Annotated in this window: 11 protein-coding genes; all 11 read left to right on the top strand. The window is 60.1% G+C overall.

Features of this window, described 5'->3' with window-relative positions:
* The first annotated feature begins 35 nt into the window (after nucleotides 1–35).
* The 11 genes from NKH29_RS24530 to NKH29_RS24580 all read left to right on the top strand — a co-directional run bounded on the left by NKH29_RS24530 (nucleotide 36) and on the right by NKH29_RS24580 (nucleotide 12,425).
* Entirely contained in the window at nucleotides 36–776 is a 741-nt protein-coding gene (locus NKH29_RS24530; protein ID WP_023721559.1) for an amino acid ABC transporter ATP-binding protein, read from the top strand.
* 24 nt (nucleotides 777–800) lie between these two features.
* Nucleotides 801–1,628: a transporter substrate-binding domain-containing protein gene (locus NKH29_RS24535; protein ID WP_353000742.1), complete on the top strand. Its 828-nt coding sequence runs from the start codon at nucleotides 801–803 to the stop codon at nucleotides 1,626–1,628.
* Between the two features lie 69 nt (nucleotides 1,629–1,697).
* Nucleotides 1,698–2,414 carry an amino acid ABC transporter permease gene (locus tag NKH29_RS24540; protein ID WP_353000745.1) on the top strand — a complete coding sequence of 239 codons (717 nt, stop codon included), beginning with the start codon at nucleotides 1,698–1,700 and terminating at the stop codon, nucleotides 2,412–2,414.
* A 19-nt stretch (nucleotides 2,415–2,433) separates the two neighbouring features.
* Nucleotides 2,434–3,126: an amino acid ABC transporter permease gene (locus NKH29_RS24545; protein ID WP_352484293.1), complete on the top strand. Its 693-nt coding sequence runs from the start codon at nucleotides 2,434–2,436 to the stop codon at nucleotides 3,124–3,126.
* Between the two features lie 779 nt (nucleotides 3,127–3,905).
* Complete coding sequence (locus NKH29_RS24550) at nucleotides 3,906–4,817, top strand: carbohydrate ABC transporter permease (protein ID WP_352590931.1); 912 nt, start codon at nucleotides 3,906–3,908, stop codon at nucleotides 4,815–4,817.
* Nucleotides 4,817–5,716: a carbohydrate ABC transporter permease gene (locus NKH29_RS24555; RefSeq protein WP_023722149.1), complete on the top strand. Its 900-nt coding sequence runs from the start codon at nucleotides 4,817–4,819 to the stop codon at nucleotides 5,714–5,716. Before NKH29_RS24550 ends, NKH29_RS24555 begins: the two co-directional genes overlap by 1 nt.
* 47 nt (nucleotides 5,717–5,763) lie before the next feature.
* On the top strand, nucleotides 5,764–7,293 hold the full coding sequence (locus NKH29_RS24560) for an ABC transporter substrate-binding protein (protein WP_023722150.1): 1,530 nt from the start codon (nucleotides 5,764–5,766) through the stop codon (nucleotides 7,291–7,293).
* 65 nt (nucleotides 7,294–7,358) lie between these two features.
* On the top strand, nucleotides 7,359–8,888 hold the full coding sequence (locus NKH29_RS24565; protein WP_353000747.1) for a xylulokinase: 1,530 nt from the start codon (nucleotides 7,359–7,361) through the stop codon (nucleotides 8,886–8,888).
* Nucleotides 8,881–10,206, top strand: coding sequence for an iron-containing alcohol dehydrogenase (locus NKH29_RS24570; protein WP_353000749.1), 1,326 nt, complete (start codon nucleotides 8,881–8,883; stop codon nucleotides 10,204–10,206). The genes NKH29_RS24565 and NKH29_RS24570 overlap by 8 nt, the downstream gene beginning before the upstream one ends.
* Nucleotides 10,207–10,286: 80 nt before the next feature.
* Nucleotides 10,287–11,369, top strand: coding sequence for an ABC transporter ATP-binding protein (locus NKH29_RS24575; RefSeq protein ID WP_023722153.1), 1,083 nt, complete (start codon nucleotides 10,287–10,289; stop codon nucleotides 11,367–11,369).
* Nucleotides 11,370–12,425 (top strand): NAD(P)H-dependent glycerol-3-phosphate dehydrogenase, encoded by a 1,056-nt coding sequence (locus NKH29_RS24580; protein WP_353000751.1) that lies wholly within the window; start codon nucleotides 11,370–11,372, stop codon nucleotides 12,423–12,425. It begins immediately after the preceding gene.
* Nucleotides 12,426–12,572 lie beyond the last annotated feature (147 nt).

Here is a 12,572-nt window from a genome sequence, read left to right on the forward strand (position 1 = left end):
CAGTCCGTCCCCCCACTCTGAAGGACCAACCAGAAATGCTTGAACTCAAAGATGTAAAGCTGTCTTACGGAAGCACGCAGGTCCTGAACGGCGTCAATCTCTCGGTAAAGCGGGGTGACGTGGTGTCGATCATCGGCCCCAGCGGCACCGGCAAGACCACGCTGCTGAAATGCATCAACTACCTGGCCAAGCCGTCGTCAGGAACCATCGCGTTCGACCAGATTCGGATGGACTACCAGCGCGCCGACAAGACCGCTGTCCAGGCGATCCGGCTTCGCACAGCGATGGTCTTTCAGCAGTTCAATGTCTTCAAGAACATGACCGTCCTCCAGAACGTGATGGATCCGCTGGTCGTCGTGCAGCGCAAGTCAACGGACGAGGCGCGTGAAATCGCGCTGCGAGAGCTTGACCGGGTCGGTCTCTCAGCGAAGCGGGACAGCTATCCGTCCCAGCTGTCGGGCGGCCAGCTCCAGCGCACCGGCATCGCGCGTGCGCTGGCGGTTCGTCCCGACGTGATGCTCTTCGATGAGCCTACGTCATCGCTGGATCCTGAACTCGTCGGTGAAGTTCTGAAGGTGATCAAGGATGTCACGTCGTCAGGGATCACTTCGCTGCTTGTGACCCACGAGATGCAATTCGCAAAGAACATCTCGAACCGGATCGTCTTCATGGATCGTGGCGTGGTTGCCGCCGATGGCAGTCCAGCTGAGATCTTCGATGCACCATCCAGCCCACGACTTGCTCAATTCCTGCAGTCAGAACTCGCTTTTCAATAGCTCAACAAGAAGGGAACCTAAGAAATGTCTGCAATCACATCCAGTTTTTCCCGTCGCGCTGCCCTGGCTGTTGCCGGCGGCATCGCAATTGCTCTTGCAACCGCGGGGATCAGCAATGGTCAGACCGTTCGCGCGATCAAGATCGCGACGTCTGCCGAATCCAAGCCGCTGGCATGGGGCGCGATCGGCGTAGAGCCGCAAGGCTATGAACCCGATCTTCTGAGAGCGATCAACGCAAAGCTGCCGCAGTATAAGTTCGAAATGGAAGGTGTTTCGGATATCGCGCAGGAAACCGGCCTCGCCACGGGCAAGTATGACATCGCCGTCGGTGGCTACTACAAATCCCCTGAGCGCGCCAAGCAGTTCTTCATTCCGGAAAACCCCATGGGCGCCAGCCTGATGAAGATCTACAGCAAAAAAGGCAGCGGCATCAAGGAAATGAAGGACCTGGTCGGCAAGAGGATCGTTCCGACCACGGCCGGCGGCGGCACCTACAAGTTCATCATGAACTGGCAAAAAGAAAATCCACAATACAAGCTTGATGTTACGGCATCGAGCGCCGGTATTCCCTATCCCAACCGACTGGACGAAGTTCAGAACGGCAAATTCGACGCGCTTGTTCTGCCTTCGAATCTCGGTGAGCAGACCGTCATCGAGGAAAAGAAGCTCGATATCGTGGCATCCGATCCGGTCTTCAGCAACAACACCTACATGCTGATTCATAGGTCGGACGAAAACAAGGTTTTAGCCGACGATGTGAACAAGGTTCTCAAGGAATTAAAAGACGATGGCACGATCGAAAAGCTCTCGCAGAAATGGTTCGGCGAGGACATCGTCAAATACATGAAGTAACAGGACCTTTTCCCAACCATGTAGCGATAGCCAGCGGTAAGGCTGAATTGCAAGAAGGAGCGTTTCAAAGTGGATGTTTCTGCTATGATTCCCGAGTTGCTCTCGGCGTTGCCGCTGACTCTCGCCATCACCGTTACGGCCATGGTCGTCGGCTTTTGCTTGGCTCTCGTCGCGACAACACTCCGAGTTCGGAGGTTACCGGTGATCAGTCACCTGACTGACCTCTACGTGTCCTATGCCCGGAGTGTTCCCGTCGTCCTGCAGTTATTCGTCGCGTTCTACGGGCTGCCCTTGTTGGTGATCCTGTTCGGCGCCGAGGATTTTATTTCTGCAACGATCGCTGCGATGGTGGGGCTGAGCCTCTATCATGGAGGGTATCTGTCGGAAGTCATGCGACCTGCATACCTGGCCGTCGATCGCGGCCAGCATGATGCGGCCGACAGTCTGGGATATACCTTCCGACAGAAGATCACCCGCGCAGTCGGCCCGCAAGCGGTGCACTTCGCATTGCCGGGCTATGGAAACGCCATCATCTACCTGATCCATAACGTTGCGCTGGTCATGTACATCGGGGCAGCGGATGTGATGGCGACCGCGCACTTGATCATGGAGCGCGACTATAACCAGTACCAGTTCGAAACGTACCTCGTGCTGGCGGTTATCTATTCGCTGATGTGCCTCGTCGCGTGGCTCATCGTGCGCTTCTTCGAGCTTCGCTCGCCAATGCAAGCGCCAGAGGCGACGACAACAGCTCAGATCAAGAACGCGGCCGTCGCGAGCGTGTGACGTAAGGGGTAATCCGACCATGTTTGATACCGATATTCTGCTCCAGGACTCGCAGGAAATTCTGGGCGCCGTACCCGTGACGCTCGGCATGGCTTTCACGATTTTCATCCTGTCCACGATCGTCGGCAGCCTTTTTGCGCTCGTCGAACATAGGCGGATCCCCGTGCTGCGACAGCTCATCATGGCCTATAAGGTCGTCTTCAAAGGCGTTCCGATGGTGATCGTGATTTTCCTCGCCTATTTCGGTCTGCCCCCGGCATTCCAGTTCCTGCTCTCGTTGCTCGCGATCAACTTCAACGCCCACGAAACGCCCAACTGGGTAATCCTTGTCATTGCAGTCACCGGCTGCGTTGCGGCGTTCCAAGCGGAAATCATCAAAGGAGCCCTGAACGCCTTCGACACCGGTCAGTCGGACGCCGCCCATTCGCTCGGCTATACAAGCGGCCAACTGTTCCGACGGATCCTATTTCCCCAGGTGGCCCTCACCGCAATTCCCGACCTGACAACCTCGATGATGGTCATCATGAAGGCACTTTCCCTCGGGTTCGCCATCGAGGTTGTCGATATCTTCGCCCAGTCCCAATTGACCGCCGCGCTGAACTACTACTACCTAGAAGCCTTCGTGATTGCCGTCGTGATCTACATGGTGATTGCCTATATCGTCACCCAGATTGCCGACAGGCTGGAGCAGGCGCTGAGGGTGCGGACGTGATAAGGATGCGGGATAGAATCGCCAAGCTTCGGATATCGAGCCGCACCTGGGAGACAATTCTTTCGGAGATGAAAAGCTTGAGGAGAAACCCGAGTAGCCGATGTATGTACAGATGATTTTGGTGCGATTTGATTGACCGCATTGTTTGCGCTGCTGGCTGGCTTCATGCCGACTGGAGCCACTGATCGCCCCGACGCAACGTTGCGCATGTACCGACGATAGCGGCAACCCGTAGGAAGATCAGCTTCTCCTCAACTGAAACGCGCGTTCGATTCCGTTTATGTCTCCCATTTGCGCAGCAAATCGACCGGCGGTCCTCGGAAGCCCACCATAAATCAACAATATCAATGCGCTACTCGAAGGTTCGCCAGCTATGACTTGGCTAACTGAGCCAAAATATAGCGCTAAAGCATTGATAAATAACGACAATGATGGGCCCGGAGGAGTTCCAAAAAGCCCCGGCGTGTCCTCCCAATCTCCTGGACGCGTTCCGTAGCTTCTTGGGCCGCCAAGTTGGCGGCGGCCCTCGCGCTTTTGATGCTGATACACGGCATTGCCAGCGGCGTTCCCTACAAACGGAACTCCATATCCGGCGATGACGGCGTCCCGTGGGACCGCGAGCAATCCCTTGAGCACTGATGGAACCGACTTGACAAATCGGCGGCCGTCCGACACGTTCTTAACAAAAGGCACAACAAACTTACAAAAGTTCAAGTTGGCAGAATCTGGCCGATAGGGAGAAGGCCGATGCATCTCGGTCACCGAGCGGAGACTTGCGCGTGAGCAGCGCAGCCCTCACGCGGCCGACCTCCAGGTGGGCGCTACCCCGGTTCATGACGGCCGAGCATCCTTTCCCCTGGCTCGCGCCGATCACGGTGATGCTTCTCGTTTTCGGCATCTATCCCCTCGCCTATTCGGTCTGGCTATCGTTTCACAAACGCAATGTCGTCTCCCGGCAGCTTGACTTCGCCGGGCTCCACCAGTGGACGCGCGCCTTCTCGGATGCGCGTATGTGGTATTCGCTGGAAACCACGCTGATCTACACCTTCGTCGCGCTTGCGGTTCAGCTTGCGCTCGGCATCCTCATCGCGCTTCTGCTTGACACCGATCGCAAAGGTTACGGGGTGCTGCGGGCGCTGATGACACTGCCGCTGGTGGTGCCGCCTGCGGTGACCGGAATGATGTTCCTGCTGATGCAGGACGGCTCTTTCGGCGTCCTGTCGTTCTACCTCTATGCCGTCGACCTGATCTCGCCGGCGCAGCCGATCCTGACGCAGCCCGGAACCGCATTGGCGGCGATCCTGCTGGCAGACATATGGCAATGGACGCCGTTCATGGTGCTCATCATCCTGGCAGGGCTCAGGGCGCTGCCGAAGGAACCTTTCGAAGCCGCGGCGATCGACGGCGCCAGCGGCATCCAGACGTTCTTGCGGCTCACATTGCCGATGCTGCGCAAGGTGATAGCGGTCGCGGTGCTGATCCGCGGCGTCGATCTCTTTCGCATCTACGACTACGTCTACATCATCACCGCCGGCGGGCCTGGCACGGCCACCGAGACGCTTTCATTCTACGCTGGCCGTATCTACTTCACCGGAGACTTTCCCTATGCCGCGACCCTGTCGCTGATCGTGCTCGTCGTCTTGATCGTCGTGTCGAACCTGTTCGTCAGGCTGTTCAAGGTGAGGTTCTGATGGAGTCGTCGCGCGCCCAAACCATCGCCCGTGACGTGCTCGCCGTCCTGGTGGTGGCGATTTTCATGTTCCCGATCGCGTGGTGGGCGCTGTCGTCCATCAAACCCTATTCGGCGATCTTCGACCGCAGCGGACCGGTCTACGTCGATTTCACGCCGACGCCGGACAATTACCGTGTGACCTTGCTTGGCGTTTCGCGCGTCGACATCGGCATGGAACAGGGCGGCGAGGCGGCCGGGGTCATCAAGGGTGGCGCCAGCTCCTACGATTCCCGCCAGTCGCTGCTCGACAGCGCCGTCATAGCCGTCGGATCGACGGCGCTGACGCTGCTGCTGGCCACTCTGGCCGCCTATTGCCTGTCGCGAATGCAGTTCAGCGGCCAGCAGTCCTTCCTGTTCTGGATTCTCTCGCAGCGCTTCATGCCGCCAATCGCGATCGTCATTCCGATCGTTTTCATGTTCCGCGATCTCGGCTTACGCGATACTTATACGGGGCTCATCCTCGTTCACAGTTTGATCAACCTGCCGCTGGCGGTTTTGCTTTTGAAGTCGTTCTTCGACGATGTTCCGCGCGAGGTTGACGAGGCGGCGCTGATTGACGGCGCGACGCGCTGGCAGACGTTCCGACGCGTGGTCCTTCCCATGGTCAAGGGCGGCATCGCTGCGACGGCTGTGCTGTGTTTCATCTTTTCGTGGACCGAGTTCCTGCTCTCACTGTTCCTGACAACGTCGATCCGCACTGTGCCGGTGAAGATCTCCACCTTTGTCACCTCGACCGCGACCGAGTGGGGCTACATCACAGCGCTCGGCACGTCTGCGATCATACCCAGCTTCATCTTTATCCTGCTGGTTCAACGGCATCTGGTCCGCGGCCTCACCCTCGGGTCCCTGAAGGAGTGAGGCGCAGGCGAGAAGAACGACGACAAAAACGCAACGGAGGAACGATCATGAGCTTCAGAGAACACGACAAGAAGACATTCGTCGCCGATACCTGCAATGACTTTACGGCGCGCCGAATAACCAAACGCGACTTCATGAGGAAGATGGCGCTCGCTGGTGTCGGCTTTTCTGCCTTCGGATCGGCTATGCTAGGTGGTGGCCGCACCAATCGGGGGATGCTGGGCCTCGGGGTTGAAGAAGCCCGCGCCCAGGACGCCGATATGCTGAAGTGGCTGGCCGACGTCGGCAAACCATACGCCGGCACCAAAATCCGCTACACTTCGGAAGCGACGCCGCCAACGATCGTGGCCAACCAGCTTGTCGCGGGTGAATTCACCAAGGCAACCGGCATTGAGGTGGAAGTCGAGATCGTGCCGCTGGAGCAGGTTCTCGCCAAGGCCACGCAAGACGTGCAGGGCCAGCTTGGCACCTACGACGTCTACTATCTCGACCAGTCCTGGATGGCGACATTTGCACAAGATGTCGTCGATCCGCGCGAGTATTATGACCAGAACAAAGAACTGGCGATGCCCAACTTCGACTGGGACGATTTCTCCAAGCCGCTGGTCGACGGCATCGCCATGTACAACGGCAAACAGTGCGGAATTCCATTCGATATTCCGATCTTCATCCTGATGTACCGCAAGGATCTTTTCGACAAACACAATATTGCGCTGCCGACAGATCTCGACGCCTACCTCAAGGCCGTGCAGGCGCTCACAGAGGCAGAAAAAAGCAACGGCATCTTCGGCACAGCGTGCCAGGCGAAGTCCGGCCACTATTCGCTGGAATGCGACTGGACCTTCGCATTGTGGGGCCATGGCGGTTCGATCTTCAACAAGGACAAGAAGTTTGTCGGCAATGACGAGCGCGGCGTGGCCGGACTGCAATTCTATCAGGAGCTGGTCAAAAACTCGCCGCCCTCGGCGACGACTTGGACCTGGGACGGTCAGGGACAGGCGTTGACACAGGGTCAGGCCGCCATGGCAATCACCTGGGGCGAGGATTTCCCCGGCTTCGACGCCAACGATTCCAAGGTCAAAGGCCTGTTCGAGGCCCTGCCCGCGCCCAAGGAGGTTCCTGGCCGCCGCGCCGCCGCCGATTGCGGCTTCAACGAAATCCCGGCCGTCGGCCACCAAGGTGGCTCGACGATCTCGCTGTCGCAATATTCCAAGAACAAGGAAGCAGCATGGCTGTTCATGCAGTGGGTCTGCTCGAAGGATGTGATGGCGCGGGTATCGACGCTCGGCGGCGGCGCCTCGCCGATGCGCAATTCCTCTTTTACAGATCCTCGGGTCAAGGCGAAGGCTGTTGTCGGGCCCGGAACGACACGCCATTTCGAGGCGATCAAATACACTATCGACAACCAGATGGGATCGGAGCCGGACATGCCGATCTGGGCGGATCTGTCGAACAACGACATCCCGGTTGAACTCGGCAAATTGCTTACGGGCCAGGACTATGGCGGCGATGCCAAGGCATGCCTGGATGCCATTGCCGGCATTGTCGACGGCAAAGTCAAGGATGCCGGTCTTTAGCGGCTAGTCGGTGATTTGGGCGAAGGCGGCTTCGGCCGCCCTCGCCGTTTGGCAATGTGGCGGCAATGGTTCCGGATCTCGTCATCGGCATCGATTCCTCGACCTCGGCAACCAAGGCGATCGCCTGGGACCGCAATGGTCTGGCCGTGGCTGAAGGTCGTGCACCGCTTGCAATGTCCAACCCGCGTTCGGGCTATTTCGAGCAGGATCCGGCCGAATGGTGGGCCTCGACGGTCACGGCGCTTCGTTCTGTCGCGGCAACAGTTTCGCCCGCACGCATTGCCGCCCTTGCGATTGCCAACCAACGCGAGAGCTTCGGCCTTTTCGACGAGGAGGGCCAGGCCGTCGGGCCGGCAACGCTCTGGCTCGATGAGCGCGCCCGGCGGAAAGCACGCCGCTTCGGCGAGAGCTTCGGCGCGGCACGCGTCCACGCAATATCCGGCAAGCCGCTGGACGTCATTCCTTGCCTTTACCGCATGATCTGGTTTCGCGAGGAAGAGCCCGAGATTTTTGCCCGCGTGGAGCGAATGGCCGAAGTCCACGGTTATCTGGTCTTTCGCTTGAGCGGCCGGTGGGTGACGTCCACCGCATCCGCCGACCCGATGGGCATACTCGATATGCGAGCTATGGACTGGTCGAACGAAATACTCGCCGCAGCGGGCATCGCCCGGCGCATGATGCCGGACCTGGCAAGGCCCGGCACCGTTCTGGGCCAACTGACTTCGGAAGCGGCCATTTCGACCGGCCTGCGCGAGGGCACGCCGATCGTCGCCGGCGGCGGCGACGGTCAATGCGCCGGAACGGGCGCTGGTGTGTTGCAGCCGCGATGCGCTTACATCAACCTCGGCACGGCGGTCGTCTCCGGCAGCTTCGGCACGGACTACGTCCACGACCAGGCCTTCCGCACCGAGACGGCGGTCGCCGATGACGGCTATATCTATGAGACGTGCCTTCGCGCCGGCACTTTTCTCGTCGACTGGATGGCGCGCGAAATGCTTGGCGTCGATCTGCATGGCGCAAGCGATGCTCTGGAGGCGCTCGAGGCCGAAGCCGCTGCGAGCCCGATCGGCGCAGGCGGCATAATGCTCCTGCCCTACTGGCAGGGCGTCATGGACCCGCACTGGGATAGCGCGGCCCGTGGTGTGATTGCCGGGCTATCCGGCTCCAGCCGCCGCGGCGACATCTATCGCGCCGTGCTGGAAGGCATAGCGCTGCATCAGGCCGCGACAAGTCAGCGGGCCGCTGCGGCTGCCGCCCAGACCATCGACCAGTTCATAGCCATCGGTGGAGGAGCGAAGTCCGACCTGTGGATGCAAATTCTGGCGGATGCACTCGATCGTCCCATAAAGCGTTCGACGACGGTGGAAGCCTCCTCGCTTGGCGCGGCGATGGCGGCGGCAAAGGGCGTGGGCTGGTTTTCCACCATCGCCGAAGCGTCCTTGGCAATGGCCAGCGAGCCGGCCAAAACCTTCGAACCGGACACGAGACGGGCCGAGCTCTACGCCGAACTTCTTGCGATCCATGCCGATCTTTGGCCAACGCTTTCAGCCTGGAACCAGCGCCTCGCGGCCTTCATGGAGGCCGATCATGGCTGAAACGACCAACTGGAACGCGTTGATCGAGGACGTTGTCGCGGGACGCTGGACAGATCCCAAGACCGGCGCGGCCACGATCCTGCCGTTCCAGACGATCGAATTGCTGGAGACGACGGAGGGCCGCGAGGCGGATCTCGTTGCGCCCCTGGCGCTAGGCAGCCGCATCGCAGTTGTGTCCGATATCAACACCGTCGATGTGATGGGCCGGCGCGTCGCGAAGGCGCTGCGTGCCATCGCCAACATCGACGAAATCGTGCTGCCTGACGGACTCGACTGCGATGAGGCAACGATCCAGATGGTCAGAGAGAAGACGCGTCATGCCGACGGGGTCGTCGCCGTCGGGTCCGGCGTCCTCAACGACAGCTGCAAGCATGCAACCTTCCTCGACGAGCGGCCCTATGCCGTCTTCGGCACGGCCGCCTCGATGAATGGCTACGGCGCCTCGACAGCATCGGTGACCTTGGCCTCCGGGCTCAAGATCTCGCTGCCCTCGCACGCGCCGCGGGGCATCTTCCTGGACCTTGGCGTGTCGGCTGCAGCACCCGCCTGGCTCAGCGCCGCCGGGCTTGGCGACAGCCTCTGTCGTCCCACCGCCCAGATCGATTGGTGGGCTTCGCATCGGCTGTTCGACACCTACTATTCTGCCGTGCCCTACCTGCTGCAGGCGGGCGATGAGGAGCCGATGCTGGCCAATGCGCCTGGCCTTGCCAGGCACGACATCACCGCCGTCGGGCATCTCCAGCGCGTCCTAACGCTGTGCTCGATGGGTGTGTGCTTCGCCGGCGTTTCCCATCCTGGATCCATGGGAGAGCACCAGATTTCCCATTGGGTCGACATGTTCGCGCAAGACCATCATCCCGGCACCACGCACGGTCAGCAGGTGGGGGTTGCGTCGATGGTCATGGCGCGTCTGCAAGCGCGGCTGCTCGACATGGACGAACCGCCGCAGGTGAAGCCGACCGCCATCGACGAGGCGGCGATGCTGGCCCGCTATGGCGCGCAGCTCGGACCACTTTGCATTGCCGAGATGAGGAAGACGGCTCTCGACGTCCGCCAGACGGAAATCTTCAACCGCAGGCTTGCGGAAATCTGGCCGGCACTGCGCCAGGAGGTTCGGCCGATGGCGATGCCGGTTGCCCGCATGGAGGCAGCACTCAAGGCTGCCGGGGGGCCGGTCACCGGCACGGAACTAGGCCTGCCGCGCGCGCTTTGGCACGACGCCATTCGCTATTCGCGGGAAATCCGTGGCCGATGGTCCTTTGTCAATCTGGCCGCCGATGCAGGGCTGCTGGAGGAGTTTCTGGAGAGCGAATGGTGAGACCGCATCCGACCGTCGCCAATGACTCGCATGGCGAAAGTTGAACCCAACCGGCAAGGGCAATCGAAGGATAACAATTTATGGCGTCTGTCACCATCAGCAACATAAAGAAAGACTATGGCGCCCTCTCGATTATCGATGGACTCGATCTCTCGATCGAGGATGGCCAGTTCGTCGTTCTGTTGGGGCCGTCCGGGTGCGGCAAGTCCACACTGTTGCGCATGATAGCCGGGCTCGAGCCCATCACGTCCGGTGAGATCACGATAGGAGACAGGGTCGTCAACACACTTCATCCCAAAGACCGCAATATCGCGATGGTCTTCCAGAATTACGCGCTTTACGCGCATATGACCGTCTTCGACAACATGGCGTTTTCCATGCAGTTGAAGAAACGCCCCAACGAAGAAATCAAACAGAAGGTCGGATGGGCGGCATCGATCCTCAATCTGACCCCTTATCTGGAACGGTATCCCCGCCAGCTTTCGGGCGGCCAGCGGCAACGCGTCGCCATGGGTCGCGCTATCGTGCGAGACCCAACTGTCTTCCTGTTCGACGAGCCGCTGTCCAACCTCGACGCCAAGCTGCGCGTGCAAATGCGCACGGAAATCAAGGAGCTCCACCAGCGGCTGAAGACCACCACCGTGTATGTCACGCATGACCAAATCGAGGCCATGACCATGGCCGATGTCATCGTCATCATGCGCGACGGCCAGATCGAGCAGATCGGGCGCCCGCTTGATGTCTACGATCGCCCGGCAAACCTCTTCGTCGCCTCCTTCATCGGCTCGCCCGCAATGAACATGTTCCATGGCGAGGTGGCTTCCGAGCGCGACGCCTGGGTGGTGCGGACCGACGAGCTATCCCTCCCGCTTCCGCCAGAGGCTGCGGTCCGGCCCGGCCAAAAGGTGATCTATGGCATTCGGCCCGAACATCTTCGACCTGTGGCAGACGGGCGCGGCATCCCGGCGAGAATTACGGTTGTCGAGCCGACTGGCCCCGAAATCCATATCTTTGCCGCCATGGGCAACATTGCGATCTGCTCGGTGCTGCATGACCGCATGGAGCTCTCTCCTGGAGCTGTGATCCACCTGGAGCCAGCGCCTGAGCGAATCCACCTGTTCGACCAAGGCAGCGGCGAGCGGCTGGACAAGGAAAGAAGCTGAATGGCGAAGATCATTATCCTCGGCGCTGGCGTCATGGGCTCTGCGATGACGCTTCCGGCCGCTCACGCGGGTAACCGCATCACTCTTGTCGGCACCCATCTCGACGAGGAGATCGTCAGCTCTGTGGCCGACACAGGTCATCACCCTCGCCTCAACATCACTCTGCCTGACGCGGTAGCCGCCTGTTCCTGGACCGAATTCGGGACGGCGATGAACGATGGAGCCGACCTGCTTGTACTCGGCGTCTCGTCGGCCGGCGTTCCTTGGGCGATCGACCGCATTGCTGAAAGCATCAAGTCGCCCATGCCGATACTTATGATTACGAAAGGACTCGCCGCGAGCGAGGAAGGCATCGAAATCCTGCCGCATCTGCTTGCCCGCGAGATTGAGCAACGTACTGGCTTGTCGATCTCGGTGATGGCCGTCGGCGGACCTTGCATTGCCGGCGAACTGGCCGCACAGCGCGATACCTCCGTGATCGTGGCTGGGCACGATCCCGACCAGCTGGCCGCGGCGTCACGCATCCTGCGCGCGCCTTTCTATCATGCGCGACCATCATCCGATCTCATTGGCGTCGAGATCTGCGCCGCTTTCAAGAACTTCTATACACTCGCCGTTGGGGCTCCCGTCGGGCTGCTTGAGCGAGACGGCAAGGCGCCCGACGGTGCGCTCATGCACAACCTTGCCTCGTCGCTTTTCTCGCAGTCCCTCGCCGAGATGGCGATTCTGGTCGAAGCTCTGGGTGGAAAAATCGAAACAGTGCTGGGGCTGGCCGGCTCCGGCGATCTTTATGTGACCTGCCAGGCGGGCCGTAACGGTCGCATGGGACGCCTGCTCGGCCGCGGCCTGCCCTATTCCGTGGCGAAGCGCGAACATATGAGTTCGGACACGGTTGAGGGGGCGCAACTGGCGCTGGACCTTGGTCAGGCTTTGAAGAATATGATGGGCCGGGGTGTACTTCCCCATGATCGCCTGCCGCTGACGACTGCCATCATCGACGCGATTTGCCATGATGCTCCGCTGGTTTTGTCCTTCGACCGCTATCATCGAGGCTAGCGGAGCCGGGGAAACTCGATTGATGCCTCATATCGATGAGCACATGGCTCGGCCGAGCCCGCTCTGAACCCGCTGCCGCGGAGTGGACAGGATGATCTGATGGAGAAACCAGCACGAAAGAAACGCGACGGCCGCCAAGCCGTAACG

The organism is Mesorhizobium sp. M1295 (genome assembly GCF_040318135.1).
GTDB lineage: Bacteria > Pseudomonadota > Alphaproteobacteria > Rhizobiales > Rhizobiaceae > Mesorhizobium.